The sequence below is a fragment of the Marinobacter maritimus genome (assembly GCF_007671675.1).
GTDB lineage: Bacteria > Pseudomonadota > Gammaproteobacteria > Pseudomonadales > Oleiphilaceae > Marinobacter > Marinobacter maritimus.
In genome coordinates this window covers 398,535-425,159 of the sequence record NZ_VCGW01000001.1, presented here as the reverse complement: position 1 = coordinate 425,159, position 26,625 = coordinate 398,535, and the positions used below count along the sequence as shown (strand labels likewise).

General features: G+C 54.7%; 23 protein-coding genes and 4 tRNA genes. 10 read left to right on the top strand and 17 right to left on the bottom strand.

The annotated features are described in order from the left end of the window. Positions 1 to 81 precede the first annotated feature (81 nt). The 3 genes from FFI90_RS01940 to FFI90_RS01930 form a co-directional block, all read right to left on the bottom strand. Positions 82 to 942 carry a carbon-nitrogen hydrolase family protein gene (locus tag FFI90_RS01940; protein ID WP_144776009.1) on the bottom strand — a complete coding sequence of 287 codons (861 nt, stop codon included), beginning with the start codon at positions 940 to 942 and terminating at the stop codon, positions 82 to 84. Positions 943 to 1,171: 229 nt separating this feature from the next. Continuing rightward, a tRNA-Met gene (locus tag FFI90_RS01935) sits at positions 1,172 to 1,248 on the bottom strand. Between the two features lie 91 nt (positions 1,249 to 1,339). Then, complete coding sequence (locus FFI90_RS01930) at positions 1,340 to 2,677, bottom strand: acetyl-CoA C-acetyltransferase (protein ID WP_144776007.1); 1,338 nt, start codon at positions 2,675 to 2,677, stop codon at positions 1,340 to 1,342. Between the two features lie 176 nt (positions 2,678 to 2,853). On the opposite strand from FFI90_RS01930, the gene FFI90_RS01925 reads away from it, so the two are divergent. Then, positions 2,854 to 4,260, top strand: a complete 1,407-nt coding sequence (locus FFI90_RS01925; RefSeq protein WP_144776005.1) for a 3-oxoacyl-ACP reductase — start codon at positions 2,854 to 2,856, stop codon at positions 4,258 to 4,260. A 42-nt stretch (positions 4,261 to 4,302) separates the two neighbouring features. Here the strand turns inward: FFI90_RS01925 and FFI90_RS01920 are convergent. The 5 genes from FFI90_RS01920 to FFI90_RS01900 all read right to left on the bottom strand — a co-directional run bounded on the left by FFI90_RS01920 (position 4,303) and on the right by FFI90_RS01900 (position 6,763). Beyond that, a tRNA-Val gene (locus FFI90_RS01920) sits at positions 4,303 to 4,378 on the bottom strand. Positions 4,379 to 4,398: 20 nt separating this feature from the next. Continuing rightward, positions 4,399 to 4,475, bottom strand: a tRNA-Asp gene (locus FFI90_RS01915). A 68-nt stretch (positions 4,476 to 4,543) separates the two neighbouring features. Continuing rightward, a tRNA-Val gene (locus FFI90_RS01910) sits at positions 4,544 to 4,619 on the bottom strand. 128 nt (positions 4,620 to 4,747) lie between these two features. After that, positions 4,748 to 5,641: a DUF2846 domain-containing protein gene (locus FFI90_RS01905; RefSeq protein WP_425463083.1), complete on the bottom strand. Its 894-nt coding sequence runs from the start codon at positions 5,639 to 5,641 to the stop codon at positions 4,748 to 4,750. Between the two features lie 147 nt (positions 5,642 to 5,788). Next, positions 5,789 to 6,763: a hypothetical protein gene (locus FFI90_RS01900; protein WP_144776001.1), complete on the bottom strand. Its 975-nt coding sequence runs from the start codon at positions 6,761 to 6,763 to the stop codon at positions 5,789 to 5,791. A gap of 326 nt (positions 6,764 to 7,089) precedes the next feature. On the opposite strand from FFI90_RS01900, the gene purE reads away from it, so the two are divergent. From purE to FFI90_RS01870, 6 genes are all read left to right on the top strand, one after another. Further along, complete coding sequence (gene purE, locus FFI90_RS01895; protein WP_144775999.1) at positions 7,090 to 7,581, top strand: 5-(carboxyamino)imidazole ribonucleotide mutase; 492 nt, start codon at positions 7,090 to 7,092, stop codon at positions 7,579 to 7,581. Positions 7,582 to 7,755: 174 nt separating this feature from the next. Then, a complete protein-coding gene (locus FFI90_RS01890) occupies positions 7,756 to 8,874 on the top strand; it encodes a 5-(carboxyamino)imidazole ribonucleotide synthase (protein WP_144775997.1) in 1,119 nt (372 codons plus the stop codon). A gap of 87 nt (positions 8,875 to 8,961) precedes the next feature. After that, positions 8,962 to 9,540, top strand: a complete 579-nt coding sequence (sodB, locus tag FFI90_RS01885) for a superoxide dismutase [Fe] (protein ID WP_144775995.1) — start codon at positions 8,962 to 8,964, stop codon at positions 9,538 to 9,540. Positions 9,541 to 9,800: 260 nt separating this feature from the next. Further along, complete coding sequence (locus tag FFI90_RS01880) at positions 9,801 to 11,861, top strand: putative bifunctional diguanylate cyclase/phosphodiesterase (RefSeq protein ID WP_144775994.1); 2,061 nt, start codon at positions 9,801 to 9,803, stop codon at positions 11,859 to 11,861. Positions 11,862 to 11,884: 23 nt separating this feature from the next. Continuing rightward, positions 11,885 to 12,472, top strand: coding sequence for a LemA family protein (locus FFI90_RS01875; protein WP_144775992.1), 588 nt, complete (start codon positions 11,885 to 11,887; stop codon positions 12,470 to 12,472). Between the two features lie 11 nt (positions 12,473 to 12,483). Then, positions 12,484 to 14,487: a M48 family metallopeptidase gene (locus FFI90_RS01870; RefSeq protein WP_144775990.1), complete on the top strand. Its 2,004-nt coding sequence runs from the start codon at positions 12,484 to 12,486 to the stop codon at positions 14,485 to 14,487. Between the two features lie 13 nt (positions 14,488 to 14,500). Here FFI90_RS01870 and gspD read toward each other — a convergent pair whose 3' ends face one another. The 6 genes from gspD to FFI90_RS01840 all read right to left on the bottom strand — a co-directional run bounded on the left by gspD (position 14,501) and on the right by FFI90_RS01840 (position 21,069). Next, positions 14,501 to 16,456: a type II secretion system secretin GspD gene (gene gspD / locus FFI90_RS01865; protein WP_144775988.1), complete on the bottom strand. Its 1,956-nt coding sequence runs from the start codon at positions 16,454 to 16,456 to the stop codon at positions 14,501 to 14,503. A 32-nt stretch (positions 16,457 to 16,488) separates the two neighbouring features. Beyond that, positions 16,489 to 17,346 carry a type II secretion system protein N gene (locus tag FFI90_RS01860; protein ID WP_144775986.1) on the bottom strand — a complete coding sequence of 286 codons (858 nt, stop codon included), beginning with the start codon at positions 17,344 to 17,346 and terminating at the stop codon, positions 16,489 to 16,491. Continuing rightward, positions 17,346 to 18,137 carry a type II secretion system protein N gene (gene gspN / locus FFI90_RS01855; protein ID WP_144775984.1) on the bottom strand — a complete coding sequence of 264 codons (792 nt, stop codon included), beginning with the start codon at positions 18,135 to 18,137 and terminating at the stop codon, positions 17,346 to 17,348. Before gspN ends, FFI90_RS01860 begins: the two co-directional genes overlap by 1 nt. 178 nt (positions 18,138 to 18,315) lie before the next feature. Beyond that, positions 18,316 to 19,968, bottom strand: a complete 1,653-nt coding sequence (gene groL / locus FFI90_RS01850; RefSeq protein WP_144775982.1) for a chaperonin GroEL — start codon at positions 19,966 to 19,968, stop codon at positions 18,316 to 18,318. 78 nt (positions 19,969 to 20,046) lie between these two features. Continuing rightward, the gene (groES, locus tag FFI90_RS01845; RefSeq protein WP_144775980.1) at positions 20,047 to 20,334 is read right to left on the bottom strand and encodes a co-chaperone GroES; all 288 of its coding nucleotides are present in this window, start codon (positions 20,332 to 20,334) and stop codon (positions 20,047 to 20,049) included. A gap of 192 nt (positions 20,335 to 20,526) precedes the next feature. Beyond that, on the bottom strand, positions 20,527 to 21,069 hold the full coding sequence (locus FFI90_RS01840) for an FxsA family protein (RefSeq protein ID WP_144775978.1): 543 nt from the start codon (positions 21,067 to 21,069) through the stop codon (positions 20,527 to 20,529). Between the two features lie 90 nt (positions 21,070 to 21,159). Here FFI90_RS01840 and FFI90_RS01835 point away from each other — a divergent pair, with 90 nt between their 5' ends. Continuing rightward, positions 21,160 to 21,921 (top strand): SDR family oxidoreductase, encoded by a 762-nt coding sequence (locus FFI90_RS01835; protein WP_144775976.1) that lies wholly within the window; start codon positions 21,160 to 21,162, stop codon positions 21,919 to 21,921. 45 nt (positions 21,922 to 21,966) lie between these two features. On the opposite strand, the gene FFI90_RS01830 is transcribed toward FFI90_RS01835, so the two are convergent. The 3 genes from FFI90_RS01830 to FFI90_RS01820 are packed head-to-tail and all read right to left on the bottom strand — an operon-like array spanning position 21,967 to position 24,185. Continuing rightward, positions 21,967 to 22,272 (bottom strand): MGMT family protein, encoded by a 306-nt coding sequence (locus tag FFI90_RS01830; protein ID WP_144775974.1) that lies wholly within the window; start codon positions 22,270 to 22,272, stop codon positions 21,967 to 21,969. Between the two features lie 5 nt (positions 22,273 to 22,277). Further along, on the bottom strand, positions 22,278 to 23,651 hold the full coding sequence (locus FFI90_RS01825) for an AmpG family muropeptide MFS transporter (protein ID WP_246123277.1): 1,374 nt from the start codon (positions 23,649 to 23,651) through the stop codon (positions 22,278 to 22,280). Between the two features lie 51 nt (positions 23,652 to 23,702). Then, on the bottom strand, positions 23,703 to 24,185 hold the full coding sequence (locus tag FFI90_RS01820) for a YajQ family cyclic di-GMP-binding protein (RefSeq protein WP_144775972.1): 483 nt from the start codon (positions 24,183 to 24,185) through the stop codon (positions 23,703 to 23,705). A 116-nt stretch (positions 24,186 to 24,301) separates the two neighbouring features. Here FFI90_RS01820 and FFI90_RS01815 point away from each other — a divergent pair, with 116 nt between their 5' ends. Continuing rightward, positions 24,302 to 25,273, top strand: coding sequence for a GGDEF domain-containing response regulator (locus tag FFI90_RS01815; RefSeq protein WP_144775970.1), 972 nt, complete (start codon positions 24,302 to 24,304; stop codon positions 25,271 to 25,273). Between the two features lie 303 nt (positions 25,274 to 25,576). Next, on the top strand, positions 25,577 to 26,605 hold the full coding sequence (locus FFI90_RS01810) for an AraC family transcriptional regulator (protein WP_144775968.1): 1,029 nt from the start codon (positions 25,577 to 25,579) through the stop codon (positions 26,603 to 26,605). Positions 26,606 to 26,625: the final 20 nt, after the last annotated feature.

The window sequence follows — 26,625 nt, the reverse complement described above, 5'->3', positions numbered from 1 at the left end:
GTCATTGGATTCTCCGCTACTGCAACGCCAGGGTTACGCCTTGATGTTTTGGGTTATGGCTGCTGCCGGTTATAACTATTATCAGACCTCGTTACGAACTGGCTTGGCCAACGGCCCAAGCGCATCGAGGAATGGGCTGGATCCGTTTTCACTGCTGTAGAGGGAAAAGTTCACGCTACGATCCCGGAAGCTTTTCAGCGGTTGGCCAAGGCCATGAAGGCCGCGCTCACGCTCGCGACGGACGCGATTGAAATCCACCTCCACCGGCACAATCTCCTCGCCGACACCGCACTGATGAAGCACATCGCCAGAAGGTCCCACTACGATCGACCGACCGTTGCCCATGGCGCCAGTGCCATTAAAATCAAAGAAATAGCATTGGTTGATGGCTGCGTTGGTGCGCGCAATAGATAGTTCGATATCCCGATCAACGGTATCGGTCATGGTCGGGTGCAGGATCACTTCTGCGCCCATCGATACAAGAGTTCTGGTTGTCTCGGGGAACCACATGTCGTAGCAGATCGAGACCCCGAACCGGCCAACTGCCGGCACGTCAAACACTCCAAACACGCTGCCGCCTTCAACGCCTTGTTCGTAAGGCCTGAACGGGAACATCTTGCGATAACGACACACCACCTCACCCTGAGGGTTTATAACCGATAATGTGTTGTAGATCCTGTCGCCATCACGCTCGAACATGGATCCCGGTATCAGCCAGATGCGGTGCAACAATGCAAGTTCGCAAAACATGCTTTCCATCGGGCTGGGGAACGGTTGGGCGTGTTCGGTGGAGGCGCCGTTGGCTACCAATTCACTGAACATCACCATCTGAACCTGGGGAAAGCGCGTCATCAGAATGTTGATGCGCTGGCGCATGGCTTCAGTATTGTCGCCATGATGCAGGGCGTGCATCTGCACCCCGGCTATTGTGAAATAAGACATCGCATTCCTCTTTCTTAGCGAACCCAAAAACCCGGATTTCGAGCTTGGAGTCACATGTGGTTGTGATTAAATCAATGGACTGGATGAATATTTCGTAACGGTTATTTGTCGAATCTTTGACTATTTCAAGCTTATGTCAAATTCGGGAGCCTGTCGAAAGACGATTGGGGTTGCCACTCACAACGAAAAAAGGCAGACCAGTAAGTTACTGATCTGCCTTTCTTTTATATGGTAGCGGGGGCAGGATTCGAACCTACGACCTTCGGGTTATGAGCCCGACGAGCTACCAGACTGCTCCACCCCGCATCAAACTGGTTGGTAACCTCTCGATCACCGAGGTGCGCATACTACGGAGCCCAACCCCATCTGTCAAAGACTATTCCGACTTTCCACTAACTTATCGCTCCATAATCGCCGTTACACCCTGACCACCGGCTGCACAGATGGATACCAGGCCGCGGCCGCGGCCCTTCTCTTCCAGCAGCTTGGCAAGCGTCGCCACAATACGCCCGCCGGTCGCAGCGAACGGGTGGCCCGTGGCAAGGCTGCTGCCCTTGACGTTCAGCTTATTGCGATCGATGCTGCCTAGCGGTTTGTTCAAGCCCAGCTTGACTTTACAGAAAGCAGGATCTTCCCAGGCTTTGAGCGTTGAAAGAACCTGCGATGCAAACGCTTCGTGGATTTCATAAAAATCGAAATCCTGCAGCGTAAGGCCGGCTTTCTCCAGGAGACGCGGCACCGCATAAGCGGGAGCCATGAGCAGCCCTTCTTTTTTATCAACAAAATCAACAGCAGCCACTTCCGAGAAAGTCAGCCAGGCTTTTACCTCGAAGTTATTGGCTTTCGCCCATTCTTCACTGGCCAGCAGCACGCAAGCGGCACCATCGGTCAATGCGGTACTGTTAGCAGCCGTCATGGTGCCCTTATCGCGATCGAAAACCGGCTTCAGTGTTGCCAGCTTTTCCAGCGTGGTGTCCGGGCGCAAAATATTGTCTTTCTCAAGTCCTGCCAGCGGTGTTATCAAGTCATCAAAGAAGCCTTCTTCATAGGCTTTGGCCAACTTCTTGTGGCTTTCCCATGCCAGCAGATCCTGCTCATCCCGCGGAATAGACCATTCATGTGCGGTTACCTGCGCGTGCTCACCCATGGACATACCAGTACGGGGCTCTCCGTTCTGCGGTACGTCTGGCTTCAGATGGCTCGGGCGCAAACGGCTGAAAATTTTCAGTCGGTCACCGGTTGTCTTGGCCCGGTTCAGATCAAGCAGAATCTCCCGCAGCCCCTCGTTGACGCCAATTGGCGCATCCGATGTGGTATCGGTACCACCCGCAATACCGCATTCGATTTGTCCAAGGGCAATCTTGTTGGCGACCAGAATGGCCGCCTCAAGCCCGGTGCCGCACGCCTGTTGAATGTCGTACGCCGGCGTTTCCGGCGCAAGCCCGCAACTCAGTGCGGCTTCACGGGTAAGGTTAAAATCCCTGGAGTGTTTGATCACGGCGCCGGCAACCACCTCACCAAGGCGCTGGCCCTGAAGGCCAAAACGATCAACAAGCCCACGCAGAGCGGAGGTCAGCAACTCCTGATTACTGATTTTGCTGTAGGCCGTATTAGAGCGGGCAAAAGGAACCCGATTGCCCCCGATAACCGCCACGCGGCGAACGCCACTGGCGCCCTTCTCCGTCGCTTTCGAGGCCACGGGTTTCTTCTGGTTGGATTTTTGAGCCTGTGCCATGATGATATCCTTTCTTCAAGTTTTCTGGAGTTGAGGGCAGTCTAGCGTCAACCAACAATGTCTCATTGGCAAACCTGACAAAGCCTCACAGGCATTGAGTCAATCACATAACTGCCCGATTCTTTACTCTGTGAACCAACATGCTCCACACATCATAGCAACGCAAGGATGAAGCCATGTCTGACATTTACTTTAAGCTTGTAAACACCCCGGTGGGTAAAACCGCCGCGCAAACCCTGGGCCTACCGTCGCCTGTGCCACTGCAACGGCTAAGGCGTGCAGATCAACCCTTTATTGAAGGCAACGTGCTGGTCGGCGCAGGTAGTGGCGGCAAAGCCATTGCTACGATTGGCGGCGTTCTCGGTGCAAGCGCTGCAACGCTTCACCATGCCAGCGGCAAAACAACGCTGGAAGACTCATCAAAAGCCGGAAACAAAGCCCAATCGATGGATCTGGATTCAGGCACCGAGACAAAATTCTCAGCCCTGATCTTCGACGCCACTGGCCTGAAGAACTCCGGAGATCTTCGCGCATTGTACGATTTCTTCCACCCCACCATCAAAAAGCTCGGCACTAACGCCCGTGTGGTGATTGTAGGCCAGGATCCGTCCACTTGCCGCAAAGCGCCCCAGGCTGCAGCACAGCAGGCGCTGGAAGGTTTTACTCGCAGTATCGGCAAAGAAATTGGCAAAAAAGGCGCAACCGCTAACCTGCTATGGATGGCGCCCAATGCAGAAAAACAGCTGGAATCCAGCCTTCGATTCTTCCTCTCTGCCCGGTCGGCATACGTTTCTGGCCAGGTTGTGCGCATTGGCAAAACCAACAGCGCGCCAACAACCAACCCGGTTGCTCCGCTTTCCGGAAAAGTGGCGCTGGTCACAGGCGCGTCAAGGGGAATCGGCGCCTCCATTGCAGAAACTCTGGCTCGGGATGGTGCCACGGTAGTCGGGCTGGACATTGAGCCTGCCATGGCCGATCTGGAGAAGGTGATGGGCGCAATCAAAGGCAAAGCCCTTTCTTGCGATATCACCGCCAGCGACGCACCAGCAAAAATCGCAGACTATGTTGAAAAACAGTTTGGTGGAGTAGATCTGGTCATTCATAACGCCGGCATTACCCGCGACAAAACGCTGGGCAATATGCCCGAACATTTCTGGGATATGACCATCGCCGTCAATCTGACAGCGGAAGAACACATCAATGATGAACTCATGGGCCGGGAGCTGCTTCGTGAGAACGGTCGCATTGTCGGTATCTCGTCCATCAGCGGCATTGCCGGCAACTTCGGGCAAACGAATTACTCTGCAGCGAAATCCGGTGTCATTGGCTATGTAGAAGCCATGGCAAAACAGGTCAAGAACGGCATCACTATTAACGCCGTAGCCCCTGGCTTTATTGAAACCCGGATGACAGCGGCCATGCCTCTGGCCCTGCGCGAAGCGGGAAGGCGCATGAACAGCTTGTCTCAGGGCGGCCAGCCTGTGGACGTTGCAGAAACCATCGCATGGTATTGCAGCCCAGCTTCTGGCGGTGTTAACGGGAACGTTGTGCGGGTGTGTGGTCAGTCACTGATCGGCAAGTAATAAAAAAGGGCAAGTCCAATGGACTTGCCCTTTTTCGGAATCTGGTGGGTGGTACTGGGATCGAACCAGTGACCCTCGCCTTGTAAGGGCGATGCTCTCCCAGCTGAGCTAACCACCCGGGAATAAATCAGAAAACAGTGGCGGAGCGGACGGGACTCGAACCCGCGACCCCCGGCGTGACAGGCCGGTATTCTAACCAACTGAACTACCGCTCCACATCGATCCGGCATTAAGCCTGGATCACATACGAACTCAAGAGCTCGATACCTGCCTTGAAAGAAAATGGTGGGTGGTACTGGGATCGAACCAGTGACCCTCGCCTTGTAAGGGCGATGCTCTCCCAGCTGAGCTAACCACCCACTCTGGCACCTTTCAAAAGGCACTCACTTGATGCTGCTGATGCCTGCGAACAGACGACGTTGCTTGACCAAGTGAGAGGCGCATTTTAAGCATTTGTCCGGCGGTGTCAAATCTTTTTCCGGAAACCCTAGAAAAACCACCAACCGTCCGATTCCGCTGCTTCCTGACGCTCGCGTTCCAGCTCCAGCAGGGCATACTCCTTCTCCAGCTGATCAATCTCTCTGTCTGTTTCCAACGGAACCGACGGGCCGCCTCCAAATGGCCAGTACCATGGAGCCGGCTTGTACAACCCTTCATTCTTGAGCCTCTCCACTTCCACCTCACGCTCTTCTTCCAAAAGTGCGATTCGCCGCTCGTAATCCACATCTTCATTGGTTTCGACTATGGAAACCGCAGCATGGTTCGGAGCCAGCAAATCGCTGTTCAGGAAGCGCGTTGAGACGATTTCCTGTGCCTGCATCGCGTACTCCCGCGTTACCAGTTGCAGATCACCTTGGGTGAGAGGGTGTTCCGGGTCGAGCTCCGGATGTGCCTGTGTCGGCTCAGACACCTCACTATATCGTAGGTAATAGATACGCCCTGCCTCGACGGTAAAGGTGGCGTCCGCAATCAGGCTGAGGCTGAACGAGTTCATCCCTTCAAGACCCATCAACGGCCGGCGCATGGCAATATGGCGCTCGCCTGGCTTCACCACCAGCCAGGTAAAACTGTCGTTGCGAATATTGAAGTAGTGGGTGTCGTCGACATACACACTGGGCGCTTCAATCTCATCGGCCGCCCACTGGGAGTGAGTGCGGTAGAAATACAGAACAGCGTGCTTGCGATCCCAGCTGTCGCTATCAATGTGTACAAAATCGTGTCCGGAAACCGGATGCAGGAACGACCCAACGCTTTTGCCAACAGACTGGTAAATCGTACATCCGGACACAGGCAGCAACAGCCAGGCAAATAACAGCGCGCGAAAACAAAACGAGGAAAGCTTGGAGGGCTCAAAAAAAGACACTGGGGCTTTCATTTTTATTAACTCTTCATCCTTTGGTGAGTTGCCTGATCATAGCAACTGCCAAACGGTATAAATGAGAGCTACCGCAAGGGATGAATAACAAACCGTTACAAAACCCGGCGCCCACTCTCCAGTAGGCGCCAATCAGTGAATGCGCCAGATCCGCTACTGGGCTGAGACCTGACTACGAAGCTGATTCATCTCATCCGATAACCGCACCAGGCGTGACGTAAGCTGCGCACGGGAAGAATCAATTGCTTCGACGTTCCTCTTCAGTGCCGCGAGCTCATTCCTGATCGCCTGATCGCGATCATTGCCGGACGCCTGCGCCAGCTTTTTCTCAAGCGCAGACAGCCGCCCTTCCATGCCGCTGATTCCAAGCTTCTGCTCCTGCTCAAAGCGGCGAACACGACGCTCAACAAGCTGATCCACCTCCGCCAACTGCTTGTTCAGAGCTGTCAACTGTTCCGTAGCCTGCCGATTTGCGTCCTCCAAAACCGCAACCGACGTCTCTGTCTGTTTGGTTAACGAAGCCAAATCGGCACTAAGCGACGTCCGGACTTTCTCAACTGTGGAGCCTACGTCCGCCAACGCCTTTTTGTTTTCCGCGATCCCGCTCTCAACAACCGCAACCCGCTCCTGATGATCATCCAGACGCTTCTTGTTACGCTCGTTTGCAATGACCCACAACTTGCGAATCTCACTGTCTGCCTCATCCAGTTGTTTCTTCTGGGATTCAATCTGATCAGTCAGGGACGCACCACTCTCCTGCAGATTCTCTCCGGTTTCTGACAGATCACCTTCAAACCTCGCCAGCGCCAGCTTGCTCTGACGCGCCCAGTAATCTGCCTCCTCCAACTGCCCTTCCAGCATCTGAATCCGCTGATTCTGGGAATACCACCCGGCCAGTGACGCAACAGCCACCGCGATAACCAGCAACCACAAAACCGCCAGCCCCGACCGACCATTGCCGCCACCGTTACTATTACCACTGCCCTTTACCGGCTTCGGCGGCTTAGGCTTCCCACCGGCCGCCTCGGCTGACGATTTCGGTTTCTTCTGGGCTGGCGCCTTTTTCTCAGCGGCACCAAAAGGCCGTTCAGCTCTCAGTTCATCGTCATCTGGACGGATGGGTTCCATTACAGCTCCTGGATATGGGCGGTTTAATTAACTGACACTTATAATACATGCACTTGCCGAAGGGTTGAAATGACGAAGCATACAGACATCTTCCGGTCAGTCGCAGGCATGGCTGCAGTCCGGTGCGGTAGTGGGGGGATCTTCCCCGGGAATGTCGGAGGCCATGGATGGCCGGAGTCAAGCGCACATGGATGTGCTCGTAGCGGTTCCCGGGGAAGATCCCCCAATGCCGCGCTCCACCATAAACGGGCCAAACACCTTCCTTGCATGGTAGATAGCCAAAACATACAATGGCCGGCTTTCCAATTATCACAGGACAGTTGCGTATGCAGCCGCTTGTAGGACTTATCATGGGCTCCAAATCCGACTGGCCCACCATGGAACACGCCGCCAACATGCTCGAAAAACTCGGCGTCGCCTATGAAACCAAAGTCGTCTCGGCTCACCGTACCCCGGACCTGCTTTTCGATTACGCAAAGACAGCCTCCGACCGCGGCCTGAAAGTCATCATCGCAGGCGCCGGCGGCGCAGCTCACTTACCCGGTATGGTTGCATCGCAGACGTCCTTGCCGGTACTGGGCGTCCCCGTACAGTCCAAAGCGCTAAGCGGCCTTGATTCGTTATTGTCCATCGTTCAAATGCCCGGCGGCATTGCCGTCGGCACCCTGGCTATCGGTAACGCCGGTGCCACCAATGCCGGGTTGCTGGCCGCGCAAATTGTTGGCACATTTGATGATGGTGTGCGCAAAGCTGTAGATGAATTCCGTACAACACAGACCCAAACGATTCTGGATAATCCCGATCCAAAAGAGCAGTGAATCCACTGACCAGTTCCGACCGCGCGGCTGGGGCGAGGCTTTCCACAACTGTGCGGAGCCAGGGATGGCGGAGCCAAGCGTACACGGACGTATTCACAGCGTGTTTTGGAAAGCCTCGCCCCGACCGTGCTGACCACCCAAAGTAAAATGCCCAACAGCGGCAGGAGAACACAAATGAGAATTGGTGTACTAGGCGCCGGTCAACTGGGAAGAATGCTTGCCCTCGCCGGATATCCGCTGGCCAAAACCTTTGTTTTCTATGACATGTCAGGCAGCCCCAGTGCCGGGCTGGGTGAAGTCATCATTGATCGCGAAGGCAAATACCTGGACGACTTCCTGTCGCGGGTTGATCGTGTCACCTACGAATTTGAACACCTGCCTGTCGAAGTTGCAGAAAAACTGGCGAAAGAAAAGCCGGTTCACCCCTGCCCCCGTGCCCTGCAGGTGTGCCAGAACCGAGAAGCCGAGAAGACACTGTTCGGTGAGCTTGGCATCCCTACACCCCAATGGAAGATTGCCGACAGTGCAGAATCCCTGAAAGCCGCAGCCGAAAGCCTGGGCTGCCCTGTTGTTGCCAAATCCAACACTGAAGGTTATGACGGCAAAGGCCAGGCTGTCCTGAAAAGTCCGGAAGATGCACAAGCAGCTTGGGAATCCATCGGTCACCCACGATTGATGGTAGAGAAGTTTGTTGAGTTCAGCCGCGAAGTTTCCATCATTGCCGTGCGAGCAGAAGACGGCCAACTGGCTTTTTACCCCATCGCTGAAAACGTGCACCACAACGGCATATTGCGATACTCAATCGCGCCCGCGCCGAAACTGGAAAAACACGTTCAGGAAGATGCGGAGCGCTATATCAAAGCCCTGCTGAATGAACTTGGGTACGTAGGTGTACTTACACTCGAGCTGTTTGAAACAGCCGAGGGGCTGGTAGCAAACGAGATGGCCCCGCGAGTTCATAATTCAGGGCACTGGACCATCGAAGGCGCGATGACCAGCCAGTTTGAGAACCACATCCGTGCCGTTAGCGGGCACCCGTTGGGCAGCGTTGAACCTCGCGGCCTTAGCTGCATGATTAACATCATCGGCGAGCATGGTGAAGTTGAACGCCTGCTGGAACTCCCCTACGCTCATATACACCTCTACAATAAAGGTGAACGCACGGGTCGCAAGCTTGGCCACGTTAATATTCTGGCGGATAGCTACGCAGAACTGGTTTGGCGAATAAGGAATTGTGTGCAGTTCCTGCCCGGCAGCCCCGAATTCACGAGTTCATTGAACCGTAAAGGCTGAAACAGCTTGCGGGGTTGATATCGCTCAAATCGACCCTATATTAAAGCAGTAACACTCACCATAAGAGAGACCAGGGAGAACGATCTCATGGCATTTGAACTTCCAGCATTACCTTACGAAAAGAACGCACTGGAACCACACATCTCTGCTGAAACCCTCGAATACCATTACGGCAAGCACCACAACACCTACGTAACCAAGCTCAACGGTCTGGTTGAAGGTACGGATAACGCTAACAAGTCGCTTGAAGACATCATCAAGAGCGCCAGTGGCCCGCTGTTCAACAACGCAGCACAAGTATGGAATCACACCTTCTACTGGCACTGCCTGAGCCCCAACGGCGGCGGTGAGCCCAAAGGTGCGGCCAAAGAAGCGATCGAAAAAGCCTTCGGTTCATTCGATAACTTCAAGAAAGAATTCAACGACAAAGCCGCCAACAACTTCGGTTCTGGCTGGACCTGGCTTGTCAAGAAAGCCGATGGCAGCGTCGCTATTGCCAACACCAGCAACGCCGAAACACCGCTGACCGGTGCTGACAAGCCTGTGCTTACCGTAGATGTTTGGGAGCACGCGTACTACATTGATTACCGCAACTCTCGCCCGAACTATCTGGAAGCATTCTGGAATTTGGTCAACTGGGATTTCGTAAACGAAAACCTGGCCTGATCATTCTGGCTCGCTTTTCAGGCGAGGCCGGCAACGGCTGAATGTGAAACGCCCGCACCAAGCGGGCGTTTTTTGTCTGACGGTTCTTCATACTTACAAATTGAAACGTCAGTAAGCTCAAGTAACTGAAATAATCACCGATACAATATGCAGTGTTGATTAATCTGAATCATAGTCCGCATTGTATTGCGTTGAGTTGTCGGCAATTTCCGGATACAAGAACACGGGCGTCTGGTAAACAAGCTAAAAGACAGGACTGAATGCAAACATCCTTTGAGGTTGAAAACCGTCTTGGCTACCGTATCCTTCGGTGGATACTTGCCGTTGCGCTGATCAGCGGCGTGATCGTCAGTGCCATTCAGGTGGTGCTTGATGCCAATCGCGTATCTGTTGATCTTGACAACCAGGCCCGGCAGACCATTGCCATAGTTAAAGATGCGGCCACTCAGGCCGTATTCAGCATAGACGCCGACCTGGCGGAACAGGTGGTTGATGGACTGTTTGCACGCGAGGCTGTACACCTGGCCCAGATTCTTCACACCAACGGCGACCCCCTGAGCAGTCGCGAGCGCCCCCTGACTGAAAGCATATCCCGACCGCTAACCGACTGGATTTTCGGTGCCGAGCGCCAATTCCGCACGGAACTGATACGCAACAGCAACTCCGACACCGTATACGGTTATTTCGTTGTTCATTACGATACAGTGCCGGCGGCCCATATGTGGCTGGGGCGCGCCACCGCTACGTTTACTTCGGTAATTGCCACGGCAGTGATTCTCGGCATGGTGCTGTTCTTCATATTTCATATGCTGCTGACCCGCCCGCTTTTGCGCATTGTGCACTCAGTAAAGCAGGTTGACCCGGCACACCCGGATGACCGCCTGATCGACAAGCCTGCAGGCCATGAAAAAGACGAACTTGGGCTTTGGGTGAGTGCGACAAACACACTGCTTGTCGCCATTGGTGACAGCCAGAAACGCCATCGTGAAGCCGAAGACAAAGTAAACCGCCTTGCCCGTTTCGACCAGCTAACCGGGTTGCTTAGCCGGGACAGCTTTATGGAGCTGTTAAAGGCTGACCTCGAAGAGTCGAAACGAAACCATACCCGGCTATCCGTGATCGTTTGCGGCATTGATGATTTCAAATCCATCAACGATCAATGCGGTTTTCGTACCGGAGATCGGACCCTGCAAACCGTGGCGGACCGGCTCATAAACAGCCTGAACGGCTCCCGCTATACAGTAGCCAGACTTGGCGGTGATCAGTTTGTTATTGTCGAAAAAGGGCTTAAAGACGGCTTTCAGGCGGCAGACACCGCAGAAGCCATTCTGGCTGGAATAAGCGAGAATATAGGGGTGGAAGATCAGAACATTTCCATCACGGCTACTCTTGGCATTGCCCTCTACCCGTCTGACGCCATCCAGCCCGATCGACTGCTACAGAGCGCAGAACAAACCATGATGCTGGCCAAACAGAAAGGCCGCGACCACTTCCAGTTTTACGTGGCGAGCATCGATCAGGAAATCCGGGATCGCAAACAGCTTGAGAAGGATCTTTCTCAGGCTTTGGCCCTTGACCAGTTTCATCTGGTTTACCAGCCACAGATAAACCTTGTGACGAAACGGGTCATCGGTGCAGAAGCACTGCTGCGTTGGGAGCACCCCGTACGCGGCTTGGTGCCGCCGGACTACTTCATTCCAGTCGCGGAAAACAACGGTTCCATTGTAGAAATTGGCCAGTGGGTGCTGGAACAGGCCTGCCTGCAGGCCAAGTTGTGGGCAGATAAGGATCTGCCCCTGCGTATCGCCGTCAACCTTTCTGCGGTGCAACTGCGCCAGGATCGGATTGTGGATGACATACTGAGCACGCTGAAACGCCACGACATTCCTGCAGGCCGACTGGAGCTGGAAGTCACAGAAACCAGCTTCATGACTAACCTTGCGGACGCCGTTGCCAAGCTGCACACCCTGAACCGTGCAGGCATCAGCATTGCCGTAGATGACTTCGGTACCGGCTACTCATCGCTTACTTATTTGAAAAAGATGCCGGTTCAGCACCTGAAAATTGACAAACAGTTTATACGGGATCTGTTGATTAACGAGGAAGACACTCAAATTGCCAACACCATTATCGATCTCGGCAAGAGTCTCAACCTGACAGTGGTTGCGGAAGGCGTGGAAACGGCTGAACAGGAATACTACCTCAGCCAGCGTGGTTGCAAACTGGCTCAAGGGTATTTCTTCAGTAGGCCTCTGCGCCCTGCGGATTTTGAGACCTTTGTTCAGGGATTCCACCAGAAAATTCTTGAAAATAACACCTGAACCATTACCTGTGAGGAGTTGCCATGGGCGCTACCATTATTGGCCTGATTGTTATTGCCGTCGCTGCAATCTATCTGGTTATTATCTACAACCGCTTGGTGTCTCTGCGTAACCAGTTCAAAAACGGTTTTGCCCAGATTGATGTTCAGCTCCAGCGCAGGCACGATCTGATACCCAACCTGGTCGAGGCAGCCAAAGCCTACCTCGTGCACGAGAAATCAACACTGACTCAGGTTATGGAAGCGAGAAACAGCGCCGTCAGCGCTCAGAAAGATGCCGCCAAAGATCCTGGAGACGGCACCAAAATCCAGCGTCTTGGCGGAGCCGAGAATCTGCTCACAAAGGCCCTCGCCAACTTTTATGCTGTCGCAGAGAATTATCCGGACCTGAAAGCCAACGAGACCATCCAGCAATTGATGGAAGAACTTTCAAGCACCGAGAACCGTGTTTCCTTTGCCCGCCAGGCCTATAACGACGGAGTAATGAGCTACAACATCTTCCGCGAGCAGTTTCCCAACAACATTATTGCCGGACTGTTTGCGTTCAAGGAAACCTCCCAGTTGGAGCTTGAGTCTCCAGAGGCCCGCCAGGTGCCGAAAGTCGCCTTCTGAGGCTCTGAAGCATGGCCCATCCCGGTTTTTTTCAGCGCCAGGCAAGTGCCCGGCGCAACACCAGCCTGCTGGTATTCCTGTTCCTCACGGCCGTGGCGCTGATCACACTGGCCGTGTGTGTGGTGGGTTATTTCGTCACCCGAAGTGAAACCACCGGACAACCCTTCCATTACTGGCTGCTCTCCAGCCACGGACTTATCACTGCCTCGGCTGTGATAACCCTCATATTTATGGGTTCGCTCATACGCTGGGTAGATCTTTCGGGAGGCGGCAGTCGCGTGGCAAAAATGGTCGGTGCTCGACCCATTGACCCGGACACCCGTGACAGCGATGAGCGCAAACTACGCAATATTGTAGAGGAAATGGCCATTGCCAGCGGCGTGGCCGTGCCGGAACTCTACATCATGGATAACGAAACCGGGATCAACGCCTTTGTAGCCGGGTATACGCCCGGCTCCGCCGTTATGGTAGTCACCCATGGCTCCATCACACAGCTAACCCGGGATGAACTACAAGGCGTTGTGGGTCACGAGTACAGCCATATATTCAACGGTGACATGCGCCTGAACGTGCGCCTTATTGCCCTGCTTTCGGGCATCCTGATGATCGGGCAGATCGGCGGCTTCCTGCTTCGTGCGTCGTTCTACAGCGGCGGGCGATCATCCGCACGCAATCGTGATGGTCGTGCCCAGGCAGCCATGGGAGTCCTCGGTGTGGCTCTGTTTGTTATCGGTTACGTGGGTGTGTTTTTCGGCCGTTTGATTCAGGCTGCTGTGTCGCGCCAGCGGGAAACTCTCGCCGATGCCTCGTCGGTGCAATTTACCCGCAACCCCGATGGTATTGGCGGTGCCCTTTTCAAAATCGGGCTCCGGGGCAGCTACCTGGATACAACCGGTCACGCCAGTGACATGAATCACATGTGTTTCGGCGAAAGTGCCCGCATGAAGTTCTCGTCACTGCTTGCCTCACACCCCCCCATTGAAGAACGTATCAACGCGATCCAGCCTGGGCTTATGGCGCGCCTGAAAAGCCGCCTTCGGGATACAGAGCCTGGCGACGATCTTCGCGCGGCAACCTCCGGGCAAAACCCCGCAGAAGCCTCCAGCTTCGCAGGTGCAGCCACAAACAGGTTTGGTTTCGCCTCAGGCCGGCGCGCATCACATTCCGGCTCGGCCATCGCCACATCCGTGGCAACCCCGGAGATTGCACAAAGGCTTTCAGAAAGAGTTGGCACGATCAGCCCGGAAGGAGAGGACTTTGCTGTACATCTGCTGCAGCGTTTGCCATCCACCTTCCGCGGCTTGCTGTATACCCGAGCCGGTGCTATTCAGCTGTGTTATGCCATGCTCATCGATAATTTGAACGCGCAACAACAAGCTGACCGCCTAAAACTGCTTACCGACCATTCATTGCTTGGAGCACAGCAAGACCTGCTGGCAAAATTGGTCCCGGCACTGCAAAGACTGGGCGAAGCTGTGCGCTTCCCGGCCCTGGAGCTCGCCATGCCAGCTCTGCGCAAGCTGGACCCTCTCGAGCGCGCCGAACTGATTGCAAACGTCAGAAAGCTGGTGGATGCAGACCATCGGGTCACGCTCTTCGAGCTGGCACTTACCAGCTTCCTCTCCCGCCACTTGGGTAACGATTCCGAGCGGGTAATACCCGTGCGCCACCGCAGCTACGACGCGGTTATGCCTGCGTTGCAGACAGTTCTGAGCTTGCTGGCAAGAGCGGGCTCCGGCGCTGATCAAAAGACAGACGTTTTGTATCGCGAAGCCATAGCCGGCTTCGCCAGCAATGGCAAAAAAGACTATCCGGTAATGGCGAAGGTCACGATGCGGCAGTTACAGGAGGCGCTGAAAGCGCTGAATGGTCTCTCGCCACTGCTGAAGCCCGCTGTTATAGATGCCTGTGGGCATTGCATCACTTACGATGGCGTTATTGATGTACGGGAATACGAATTGATGAGACTGGTGGCGGACCAGATGGATTGCCCGATGCCGCCAATGACCGTTTAAGACTATGCCGGTGTCACTCCAGCAGCTTGTTCTCACCCGTGTTGAACAGGATGTTGATATCCGGATTGGCCTGCATCTCCGGCAAGCCCAGCTTGTTGCGAATATCCAGATTTACGTCCCACAGTTTGTTGAACTTCTCGGAGGTAGCCGCAACGGCCTCAGCCTTTCCAAGCAGGATCTTTGGCCGCAGGAAAACTAACAGATTGCGCTTAATCCGGCGCTCAGACTCCGAAGAGAACAAACGGCCGATAAAAGGAATGTCGCCCAGCAGTGGAACCTTACTCATGTTTACCTGGTAGTCTTCACGGGTCAGGCCGCCCAGTACAATCGTTTCTCCATCATCTGCCAGCACGGTTGTTTTGATTTCTCGCTTGTTGGTCACAATGTCCGACGCATCTTCAATACTGTCAGCAACACTCTCTGTGGTCTGCTCAACGACCAGCCTCACCAGTCCATCAGCGCTTATGGTTGGGGTCACTTTCAGGGTAAGGCCAATATCCCTGCGTTCAATCGTGGTAAAAGGATTCGTCGTGCCATCCCCTGTGACTGTCGACTGCCCAGTACGGAAAGGTACGTTCTGACCCACGATAATTTCAGACTCCTGATTATCCAGGGTGATGATGCTCGGTGTCGAAAGCAGGTTGGCCGCTGCAGAGGTTGAGAGCGCCTGCAAGAGAATCCCCCAGCTCACGCCGTTTTCATTTCTTTGGCCGGCACCGATAGTAACACCCCCTACGGCCGGCGAAATAACGGATTCACTGAGTATTGCGCCCAGCACATCGCCCAGGCTACGGCCAACGTTGCCAAAGTTTGTCCCCATAACGGGAGTTGAAGACCCAGACTCATCCCCAACGGCCAACTGAACGCCAAGATCCTGGCCCAGCTCATCACTGATCTCAACAATCGCCGCCTCGATCATCACCTGCGCACGACGCACATCCAAAGCCGACACTATCTCTTCGGCTTCCTGCATCAGCGAAGGCTCGCCGCGAACCACCAGGGCATTCAGCCCTTCATCGGCAAACACTGCGAAATTGCCCTGAGGCCTGCTCGTAGCGCCGCCACCGGTCGTACCCCCGGCACCTTCCTTGACGAGCTCACCCATGACGCCTTTGAGGATCTCGGTCAGATTCTTGGCATCGGCATGCTTGAGGCGGATAACCTTGGTTGCGCCGCCACTGGCAGAGGGCTGGTCCAACTGGGAGATCAACCCACGCATCTTGCTTCTGAAAGACTCATCGCCACGGAGAATCAGGCGATTGCTGCGCTCATCTGCAGTGACACTGTACTTTCTTGAGACACTGTCGTTGCCAGCGCGGCCTAGCTCATCCGGCGCAAGCTCCTGCAACAGAACCACCATGTCGCCGACCCAGGCTTCCTTGAGCTTGATCACTTCCACTTCGTATTTGGAGGGGCTGTCGAGTTCCCGGACAATCTGCTCGATCCGCTGAATGTTGGACGAATGATCACTGATAATCAGCGCATTGGCGGCGGCTACTCCAGCCAGGTGACCATACTTTGCCACCAGCGGCCGCAGGATGGGCACCAGCTCCAAGGCGTTCGCGTTATCAATCTGGATAACTCGGGTAATAAGTTGCTCGGAAGGAACACTCGGGAAGCGGCCAAGGGCTTCGGCGGACTGTTTGGCATCCACCTGCTGCACCACTTTTATAACCTCTTCTCCGGGAATGGCAGTGAAACCGTGAACGTTCAGCACCGCAAGAAACAGATCATAAATTTCGTTCTTGTTCATCGGCGCACTGGAAAGAACAGTGACCTTTCCCTTCACCCTCGGATCCACCACAAAACTGTAACCGGTTATATCCGCAACCTGGGTAACAAAGGCCCGAATATCCGCGTCCTTCAGGTTCAGCCGCCAGGTCTCCTCTTGGCCGTACGCCACCGACATCAAGGGAAGCAAAACTAGCAGAGCCAAGGCCCGCAGAAAGTTGGTCTTATAGTTATACATCTGGCGATTTCGTCCTGTATCGATGAACCCGGTCAGCGCCACTGCTCAGGTATGGCATAACTTATCGTGAGGATGGACCCGTCACGCTCAATTTCTATATCCAGACTGGCCTGGCCGCGCCAGCTTTCCAACAGCGACCGATCCTGTTGCACATCCCCAAGGCGCTGCCCGTTGATGGCGGTAATTATGTCTCCGGCTTTCAGATTCACCGCGTTCAGCATGGCACTGGAACCGTTATATACATAACCGGAACTCCCGCTGTCATCAACGGGGCTAAGACCATAAGGCGTCAATGCCGCAGCACCAGCGCTGTCCAATTGCTGCCCGGCGCGTTCAAGAAACGCTTCCGGTGATGATTCTGCCGGCTCCGGGGCTACCTCTGCAACCATTGTGGAGCTGTCGTCTTCTTCAAAGGTCAGTGATTCGTAGCGACCACCTCGGCGAATCAGTATGCGCCCGGGCTCCACCTCTGCCAACTCGGCATTGCCTGGCAGCAAATCGCCTACCCGGTACCACGCGGTTTCACCGTTGCTGCCGGCCACTATAGCACCTGAGTCTTCCGGGCGCTGTCCTACCAGAACACCTTGAAGCCTTAGCTTTAGCCCGGTCTCTGGCGCCGAACGCTTGGCGGCCTCGGCCACCTTTCCCGATACCTCCGGCCGGCCAAATAGTTCGTAGCTGGCCATTGGATAGCCGCCGGAGCCCCCTGCAACCGAAACACGGGACGCGCCAGCAGCCGGTGCGACTGCAACTGGTTTGTCGTTCCAGGCAAAAAGCCAGGTAACCTTCGCCATAGCCACACCCAGATAAATCACCAACCCCACAAGCAACAGGTTGGCCACCAATTTCGCTATCCGATGCTGGGTGTCAGGGGGCAGCTTGGCAAACATCAGCGCGCCCCCGGGAGCAATGGCTGTCTTACACGGAACACAACATCGTCCGGGCTGGCGGAATCCGGCCAGGGCTGGCCGGCAAGATCAATCATGCGCTTGTAAACCCGCAATTCCATCATTCCGTTCCAGAGAATGCTGGCATCCGCTGCCGGACCATTGCCCGCCTGTTCCGCAACCACCAGCGCCACACCGCCATCGGTGGTATCCATACTCGCCCGCATGGGTGGGAACTCCGCCTGCCCGGTCTGGTTGCCGATGGGCCAGCTCACCCTGCCCCCAGCCCAGCGACCAACGCCATCTGCAAGAACAATACGATCATTTGCCCATTCCAGTTGCAGACGATCAATACTCACGTCGCCTTCAATCATCGCGCCGCCACTGCGCCGGATAAGTTCTTCAAACTCCGCTACTGCAATCTTGCCGCTTGCGTTCAAGCGCCCATTTCCTGGCCACCCCACAGTAACATCGCCAGAAACGGCCGACTGTAGAGATTCCACGGAAATTCGCACAGGCTGTTCCAGAGCCGTTATAGATGGCCAGCCCAGCTGCCACTGAACACGCATCGGAAAGCCGGCCACAACAACGCCTGCCGCGCCATCCCAGACCTTACCCGCCACCTGCCGAACCTGAACCTGAGGTGGGAGAGAAATGTGCGGCGAAGCCTGATGCCAGATCCATCCAGCGGGAATAAAAACGATCAGTGCACCGAGATAGACAAGCACCCCAAGCAACACAAGAAGCAATAGCTTGCCGGGGCGTAGAAAAGGTTGGGATTCAGCGTCACTCATTCGGTTACACACAGACAGTTGACCGGTAGCCGAGTCTAGCAAACGCCTTAGCCAAGTTCATGAGAAAAAAACAAAAAAACCCCGCGTCAGTGAGAACCAACGCGAGGTTTATCAAGGCAGATCAGGCCACGCCCCGGAAATTCGAGACGTGGTCGGAATCAGCTCGGTATGAACGGCATCACATCATGCCGCCCATGCCTCCCATTCCGCCCATTCCACCCATGTCTGGCATTCCGCCACCGGCTTTCTCGTCATCCGGCTCATCCGCAACCATCGCCTCAGTGGTGATGATCAGAGATGCGATGGACGCAGCAGCCTGCAACGCGGAGCGGGTAACCTTGGCTGGATCCAGAATACCCATTTCCAGCATGTCGCCGTACTCTTCAATCGCTGCGTTGTAGCCAAAAGAGCCTTCGCCTTCGCGAACCTTGGCAACAACAACAGAAGACTCACCGCCAGCGTTGGAAACGATCTGACGCAATGGAGCTTCCATGGCGCGGCGCAGAATGTTTACACCGGCTTTCTGCTCTTCGTTGATGGCATCAACCTTGTCCAGCGCAGCGATGGCGCGGATCAGAGTTACACCACCACCCGGTACAATGCCTTCTTCAACGGCAGCGCGGGTAGAGTGAAGTGCGTCTTCAACGCGGGCCTTCTTCTCTTTCATTTCCACTTCAGAACCGGCGCCTACCTTGATGACGGCAACACCGCCAGCCAGCTTGGCCACACGCTCCTGGAGCTTCTCTTTATCGTAGTCTGAAGAGCTGTCTTCAATCTGCTTGCGCACCTGCTCAACACGGGCTTCGATATCTGCCTGCGCACCAGCACCGTCAATGATGGTGGTGTTTTCCTTGGTCAGGTTTACACGCTTGGCTGTGCCGAGATCGTCCAGAGTGGTGTTCTCAAGGCTCAGGCCAACTTCTTCAGAAATCACAGTACCGCCGGTCAAAATAGCGATGTCCTGCAGCATTTCCTTGCGGCGATCACCAAAGCCAGGCGCTTTAACAGCGGCGACTTTCACAATGCCACGCATGTTGTTCACAACCAGTGTCGCCAGCGCTTCGCCTTCGATGTCTTCAGCGATGATCATCAGTGGCTTGCCAGCTTTAGCAACTGCTTCCAGTACCGGGAGCAACTCACGAATGTTGGAAATCTTCTTGTCGACCAGCAGCATGTACGGGTCATCAAGCTCAACAGACATGTTGTCCTGGTTGTTGATGAAGTAAGGAGACAGGAAGCCACGATCGAACTGCATACCTTCAACTACGTCGAGCTCGTCTTCCAGGCCACGGCCTTCTTCAACCGTGATTACGCCTTCTTTGCCCACTTTTTCCATTGCGTCAGCGATCAGCTTGCCAATGGTCTCGTCACCGTTGGCGGAGATGGTACCTACCTGAGCAATAGCGCGGCTGTCGTCGCAAGGCTTGGCCATTTCACGAATGGCTTTAACGGCTTCTGCGGTGGCTTTGTCGATACCACGCTTAAGATCCATCGGGTTCATGCCGGCAGTCACTGCCTTCACGCCCTCGTTAACAATGGACTGAGCCAGAACGGTCGCAGTGGTGGTGCCGTCACCGGCGGTTTCGTTGGCTTGGGAAGCAACTTCCTTAACCATCTGGGCGCCCATGTTCTCGAACTTGTCTTTCAGTTCGATTTCTTTGGCAACCGATACACCGTCTTTGGTAATGACCGGAGCGCCGAAAGACTTCTCCAGAACCACGTTACGGCCTTTGGGACCAAGCGTTACCCTGACTGCATCTGCCAGAACATTTACACCTGCAACCATACGTTTGCGGGCGCTATCACCGAATTTTACGTCTTTTGCTGCCATGTCTTCTGTTCCTGTTCGTTAAACCGAATTCGTTGAATCAATCGGATAAATGACTGTTCGTGCGAATTGCTTCAGCGATCACTCAAGCACGCCGTAAATATCGCTCTCGCTCATGATGAGCAGCTCTTCACCGTCGATTTTCACGGTGTTGCCGGCATACTGGCCAAAAACCACGGTGTCACCCGCTTTGACTGCCAGCGCACGAACGTCGCCGTTTTCCAGAACGCGACCATTGCCAACGGCAATAACCTCACCCTGGGAAGGCTTTTCTTTGGCATTACCCGGCAGCACGATGCCACCTGCAGTTTTCTCTTCTTCTTCTTTACGGCGTACAACGACACGATCGTGTAGCGGACGGATCTTCATTGCTCGGCTTCTCCAATAGTCAGATTAATGTGGCAATGACATTTGCTGTTGATGGTCGGATTGTTGTTTCAATCCGACAAAATTGCCCGGCTTCTAACCTGCTGTTTTCAGCTGATATCAGCCTGCGGCGAACTTGTGAGATCTATGTGGGGCTGGCACCGGGGTTTTCAACACCCAGCCTCATAAATCTTTTCATTTTTTATCAAGGCGCTCGTGCCTGGTTTTAGTCTCATCCCGATATTCACCTTCAATGATGTCACCGTTGCTATCACGGTCAAACGGGCTCTGGCGACCAAACGGGTTATCGCGATCCCCAAAGGGCTCCTGTCCGAACGGATTTCGGCCTCCGCCGGCACGGAAATAAAACCCACCGCTCTTGCTTGACGCAACCATGCGCTTGAGCGCCTGGGCAGCCAGCCAGTGACGGGTAAACGGAATGAGGCAGAAAAATCCAATGGTATCGGTGATAAACCCGGGGGTGAGCAGAAGCACGCCACCAACCGCGAGAATAAGGCCTTCGGCAACTTCTTTTGCGGGCAGCTCGCCGCTATTCAGGCGCTGATTGGCTTTGAGCAGTGTTGCCAGGCCTTGCTGGCGCAGCAGCCAGGCGCCAACAACCGCCGTCAACAGTACGAAGCCGATGGTGTTGAACACACCAATCATGCCTCCTACCTGAATGAGCACCGCCATTTCGGCGATCGGCATAATAATGAATACAAACAATAATATAGACATCAGGTTCTCGCGGTCTGGATATGGGTATCTGAAGGTCTGGTATACTCGCAGCCTTTCCAGTATCACTTTCTCATTAATTTAGGGCAAAACATGAAACTTCAAGATTCCGTAGTTGCGATTACCGGAGGTGGTCAGGGACTGGGCCGCGCCATGGCAGAATATCTTGCCGCAAGAGGCGTAAGGCTGGCACTGATTGACCTGGCGCCAGAGAAACTTGAAGAAGCCGCCGCAGCCTGTAAAGAAGCCGGTAGCGAGGCAAAAACCTACGTGTGTAACGTGGCAAAAGAAGACGAAGTAGAGAAAACCTTTGCCGCCATCGTAGAGGATTTCGGGCAGCTGAATGGCTTGGTTAACAACGCTGGCATACTGCGCGATGGCCTGCTGGTAAAGGTGAAAGACGGCCAGATTGTGAAGCGCATGGAGCTATCCCAGTGGCAGTCCGTTATCGACGTCAACCTCACAGGTGTTTTCCTGTGCGGCCGCGAAGCAGCCACTCATATGATCAATAGCGACAGCAAAGGCGTGATCATCAACATCGCTTCCATTTCCCGTGCTGGCAACGTGGGCCAGAGCAACTACTCTGCGGCTAAAGCGGGCATCTCTGCACTGGTACCAGTGTGGGCAAAAGAGCTTGCACGCTATGGCATCCGCTGCATGGGCATTGCTCCGGGGTTCGTGGGAACCGAAATGACCGGGTCGATGAGGCCCGAAGTGCTTGAGAAACTGATTGCAGGCATCCCTCTTAAACGAATGGGCAAACCTGAAGAAATCGCTTCGACTGTAGCCTTTATCCTGGAAAACGACTACTTATCCGGCCGCATGATCGAAGTAGACGGCGCAATGCGGCTCTAGCACAGGGCTCTAAAAGCATAAGAGAGCCAGGCCTGACCTGGCTCTTTATTGCCACCGAAACCGGCGCATAGCCACCCGGCCGTTGACCACTTCCACGCCCTCGGCTTCCAGTAAGCCGACCTGCTTGCAGTAAGTCTCGGAGCCTTTCGGGAAGGCTATTTGGCCGTTGCTGCGGATAACCCGATACCAAGGCACTGAATGGCCCCTCGGAAGCTTGCCGAGCGCCCTGCCGATGTAGCGGGCCTGGCGACCCAGGCCGGCCATTTCGGCAACCTGGCCGTAGCTCGCAACCTTTCCCGGTGGAATTGCGAGCACAACCTGCCAGATTTTCTGATCTTTTCCCGGTTCCATACGCTTTATCCGCTTGCTGCCTGCCCGGCGTCTGCGCTGTCGTTGCCTGAGTGGTCGGGCGCCAACGCATCCAGCCTGTCGCCCTGGCGAATCAGGAACAGGGCCAAAAGAATCGCGGGAATCCCCATCAACCCGGCAACGAGAAAGAACTCCGCATAGCCGAAGCCCGCAACCACCATGCCTGAAAAGCCGCCCAGGAACTTTCCGGGCAGCGTCATCAGAGAACTGAACAGCGCATACTGTGTCGCTGTAAAAGACGCGCTGGTCATGCTCGAAAGCCAGGCAATCAAGGCCACGTTGGCAATGCCACCGCTGAGGTTATCAGCACTCACCACCGCCGCAAGTGTGACCAGGTTGGGCGGATACTGAGCCAGAAACACAAACAGAAGATTCGTGGCCGCAGTCATGATCGCACCAACCAGCAGAATCTTCCTCGTGCCATAGCGCACAACCAGAACGCCACCAGCCAGGGAGCCGGCGATAGTCATGAAGAATCCAAAGATCTTGGTGACGTCCGCAACCTCGGTTTTGCTGAATCCCATAAAATCCAGATAGAACGGATTGGCCATCACGCCCATGGCGATATCAGAAATGCGGTAAACCGCCACCATCACCAGAATCGCAATGGAAAGCTCTTTATAGCGCCGGAAAAAATCCAGGAAAGGCCCTGCTACGGCGGCATAAAACCACCCGGCAAAGCGCGCCACTCGGGGGCCGAGGTGGGTACGCTTCGCGGCTTCCTGCTCGACTTTGTGCGCAATGTCCTGAGCAATCGAAAAATGATTTACCGCAGGCTCCCGAACAACCAGAACAGTTAATGCGCCAACACCCACCAGTGCCGCCATAACCTCGTAGGACACCTGCCAGGACCAGAACTCTGCCAGATACAGAGCGCCAGCTCCGGCAACCAACAAGGCCAGGCGATACCCGAAAATATAAGTCGCGGCCAAGGCTGCCTGGAGCCGCTCTTCAGCTATCTCAATGCGATAGGCATCAATGGCCACATCCTGGGTTGCGGAGGAAAACGCTACCAGTAGCCCGCAAAGTGCCATGGTTTCAGGTACTGCGATGGCGTCCACATGGGCCATCAGGTAGAGGCCTGTCGCAATACCAACCTGCGCCAGCAGTATCCAGCTCCGGCGTTTCCCAAGCAGCCTGTCCAATATCGGCAGTTTCAAGCGGTCGACCACCGGCGCCCAGAACACCTTGATGGAATAGGTTATCCCCAGCCAGCTAAAAAACCCGATGGTGGCGGTTTCCACACCAACGTCCGCAAGGCGCGCGTTTAACGTGGAGAACACCAGCAAAAACGGCAACCCGGCTGAAAAGCCAAGGAACAGCAGAGCGATCACCTGCCAGCGAGTGTAGGTGTAAAGCATGTCCCGGATCAGGACCAGGCGGTTGCCGGTTGAGATGGTGGAGCCTCCGGATCAGTCGCGGAAATTATTGAACTGGAGTGGAACGTCGAGCTCGGACTCACGCAGCAGGGCAATGGCTGTTTGCAGATCGTCCCGCTTTTTGCCGGTTACACGAACCTTGTCGCCCTGGATGCTGGTTTGTACTTTCAGCTTGGCGTCTTTGATCATCTTCACGATTTTTTTCGCCATATCAGTTTCAAGGCCCTGCTTCAGCACGAAATGCTGCTTCACCAACTTGCCGGACTTGCTTTCGCCGCTCTCGGAAAGCGCGCGACCATCAATATCGCGGCTGGCAAACGCCATGCGTAATATGTCGATCAACTGCTCCAGTTGGAACTCCTGCTCAGCACTGACCGTTACGCCTTTATCATCCTGCTCGATATCGGCATCTACGTTTTTGAAATCCCAGCGGTTGCCAAGATCTTTCCTGGCTTTATCTACCGCATTGGTGACTTCGTGCATATCAATTTCAGAAACAATGTCAAAAGAGGGCATGTTCGTTATTCTCCTGGCGCTGTAGCGAGTATACTGTCGACTTTAAAAGTAGAGGCAAGCATACCAAGCCCCGGTAATCGCCGCATCCGACAATGGACTGTAAAAAGTAGACAATCATGCCAAACCTGGACCTTCCAATACTTGTAGTAGACGACGCGAAATTCAGCAGTATGGTGGTTGGCCGTACCTTACGAAATGCCGGTTATCGCGACGTACGTATCGCAAATGACGCACTGGCTGCTCTCGCGCTGATGGAACAGCGTCCAGTAAGTGTACTGATCGCCGACTGGCTGATGCCGGAAATGGACGGGCTGGCGTTGACCGACCAGGTACGCCAACAGGATGAGCAGAATAACCACTACACCTATGTGATGCTGCTGACCGCCCGGGAGAGTGTTGCCGCTTTAGCGGAAGCGTTTGACCGGGGCGTGGATGATTTCGTTTACAAATCCGACATGACCAAACAGCTGATCCCCCGGATTTTCGCCGCGGATCGCATGGCAGATCGCCAGAACACCCTGCTACGCGCTAACGCCCTGCTGATCGAGAATAATCGGGAGCTGGAATCCAGCAACATCATCGACCTTGAAACCGGGCTTTGCAACAATCGTTATGGCCGGGACCGGCTGGCCAAAATGCTGCGCCATGCTGAATCCCGGGGCGGCGCCTCGGCTTACGTACTCTGTGGCATTCGCAACTGGCAGGAACTCAAACGCAAGCACCCACACACCGTGATGAATGAATTGTCGGTGGGCATTGCGCGCAGGCTCAGCGCCCTGATTCGCCCTATCGATGTTCTGTGCCGGGTCGGTGATAATCAATTTGCGATCATTGCCTATTTCCCGAACAGCGATCACTGCACCACAACCGCATTTCGCCGGCTGTTTGACGGCATCAACCACAAGGCGCTGAAAACCACGGCCGGGTATATTTCTGTAGAAGCCGGCATGGTGCTTTGCAAAGCCGATGCTCAAAACGGAACGCCGTCCATTCAGGATATGGAGCGCGCCTCCGTGCATGGACTGGTCGACGCCTATGAAACTCGCCGGTTTACCGAGACCGCACCAGAGATCGGCGTAAGCGCCTGAGCGAACCAACAATCCGTAACACTGAGACACACATCTCGCACAGACACAGCACAACAAACGGCCTATTCTGACATTGTGGATTTAAGCAGTATCCCCCATGGCGGAGGAGCCGTGTTGTACCTCCGCCACCAAATGGGAAATCCATTGAATTAACGAATTTTCAGGCACTTTCGTTGTTCTTTTCAGGCCAGCTCTTTAGCTGGCCTTTTTGTTTTTTTGTACCCACGCAAAGCCTTCTATAAAGTTCTCAGGCACAACTTCCGTTATACTCCAGCCAAAACATCTAACAACTGCGCTGTCACCATGAAGAACCTTGGAACTGCCTCCGTCGCTGCACTTCGACAATACGTTCGCGCAGCCGAATCCGCAGGCACAGACATCTCAACCCTTTTTGCACAGACCAATCTGGACCAGAATATTCTGGATTCTGACGACTGTCGTATTGATGGCGAGCAGTTCCAGCGTTTCATCCGCTTGTTGTGCGAACTCACCAACAACCCGATTCTCGGGTTGGAAACCGGCGACTTCGTTCAGCCGGGCTCCTACAGCGTATTGGGTTACATCACCATGAGCTGCGCCACCCTGGGTGAAGCCGTCGCCAGAATAGCGCCATTTGAAAAGCTGGTGGGTGACATGGGCACAACCGGACTTGCCATAGCGCAGGGGTCGATTACCTTAACCTGGAGCTGCAACTACGATGACCCCGTGGTGCGACCGCAAGTGGTCGATAACGTATTCGCCTCCTGGGTGAACTATGCGCGCTGGCTGGCCGACGACACCGCGGCCTCCCCTACCAGCGTTCGCCTGCAACGAGCTTCGCCCGGCGCCGAGCTGGAACAGGCTTATCACAACCGCTGGAACTGCCCGATTCAGTTTGGCGCGAATGAAGACTCCATTATGCTCAAACAGGAGCTACTCGATACCCGCCTGCGCCAGCCAGACCCCATGCTGCGCAAAACCCTCGAGACGCATGCCCTCACCCAGCTGGCCTCACTGGATAAGCTGGACACAGACACTGATCTCACTTCCCGGGTGAAAGACAGCATTCAGCAACAACTGATGCAGGGCATAACCCGGCAAGATATGGTGGCGGACGATCTGGACGTTACGAGTCGAACTCTGCAAAGAAAACTAAACCAGGAAGGCGTTTCTTATCAAAAATTGCTGGATGAGGTTCGCCAGACAATGGCGGAGGATTATCTGCTGAACAGCGACCTGACCATTCCAGACATTGCATTGCGACTGGGGTACAGCGAAACCACCTCGTTTCACCGTAAATTCAAAGCGGTAGCGGGAAAGACGCCCGGAGAGTTCCGGGCGTCCGCTGTTTAATTGTACGGCTTGGGGCTGAC

Coding starts and splice junctions, on each gene's coding strand:
- FFI90_RS01940 (WP_144776009.1), bottom strand. CDS start 942: ATGTCTTATTTCACAATAGCCGGGGTGCAGATGCACGCCCTGCATCAT.
- FFI90_RS01930 (WP_144776007.1), bottom strand. CDS start 2,677: ATGGCACAGGCTCAAAAATCCAACCAGAAGAAACCCGTGGCCTCGAAA.
- FFI90_RS01925 (WP_144776005.1), top strand. CDS start 2,854: ATGTCTGACATTTACTTTAAGCTTGTAAACACCCCGGTGGGTAAAACC.
- FFI90_RS01900 (WP_144776001.1), bottom strand. CDS start 6,763: ATGGAACCCATCCGTCCAGATGACGATGAACTGAGAGCTGAACGGCCT.
- purE (WP_144775999.1), top strand. CDS start 7,090: ATGCAGCCGCTTGTAGGACTTATCATGGGCTCCAAATCCGACTGGCCC.
- FFI90_RS01890 (WP_144775997.1), top strand. CDS start 7,756: ATGAGAATTGGTGTACTAGGCGCCGGTCAACTGGGAAGAATGCTTGCC.
- sodB (WP_144775995.1), top strand. CDS start 8,962: ATGGCATTTGAACTTCCAGCATTACCTTACGAAAAGAACGCACTGGAA.
- FFI90_RS01880 (WP_144775994.1), top strand. CDS start 9,801: ATGCAAACATCCTTTGAGGTTGAAAACCGTCTTGGCTACCGTATCCTT.
- FFI90_RS01875 (WP_144775992.1), top strand. CDS start 11,885: ATGGGCGCTACCATTATTGGCCTGATTGTTATTGCCGTCGCTGCAATC.
- FFI90_RS01870 (WP_144775990.1), top strand. CDS start 12,484: ATGGCCCATCCCGGTTTTTTTCAGCGCCAGGCAAGTGCCCGGCGCAAC.
- gspD (WP_144775988.1), bottom strand. CDS start 16,456: ATGTATAACTATAAGACCAACTTTCTGCGGGCCTTGGCTCTGCTAGTT.
- FFI90_RS01860 (WP_144775986.1), bottom strand. CDS start 17,346: ATGTTTGCCAAGCTGCCCCCTGACACCCAGCATCGGATAGCGAAATTG.
- gspN (WP_144775984.1), bottom strand. CDS start 18,137: ATGAGTGACGCTGAATCCCAACCTTTTCTACGCCCCGGCAAGCTATTG.
- groL (WP_144775982.1), bottom strand. CDS start 19,968: ATGGCAGCAAAAGACGTAAAATTCGGTGATAGCGCCCGCAAACGTATG.
- groES (WP_144775980.1), bottom strand. CDS start 20,334: ATGAAGATCCGTCCGCTACACGATCGTGTCGTTGTACGCCGTAAAGAA.
- FFI90_RS01840 (WP_144775978.1), bottom strand. CDS start 21,069: ATGTCTATATTATTGTTTGTATTCATTATTATGCCGATCGCCGAAATG.
- FFI90_RS01835 (WP_144775976.1), top strand. CDS start 21,160: ATGAAACTTCAAGATTCCGTAGTTGCGATTACCGGAGGTGGTCAGGGA.
- FFI90_RS01830 (WP_144775974.1), bottom strand. CDS start 22,272: ATGGAACCGGGAAAAGATCAGAAAATCTGGCAGGTTGTGCTCGCAATT.
- FFI90_RS01825 (WP_246123277.1), bottom strand. CDS start 23,651: ATGCTTTACACCTACACTCGCTGGCAGGTGATCGCTCTGCTGTTCCTT.
- FFI90_RS01820 (WP_144775972.1), bottom strand. CDS start 24,185: ATGCCCTCTTTTGACATTGTTTCTGAAATTGATATGCACGAAGTCACC.
- FFI90_RS01815 (WP_144775970.1), top strand. CDS start 24,302: ATGCCAAACCTGGACCTTCCAATACTTGTAGTAGACGACGCGAAATTC.
- FFI90_RS01810 (WP_144775968.1), top strand. CDS start 25,577: ATGAAGAACCTTGGAACTGCCTCCGTCGCTGCACTTCGACAATACGTT.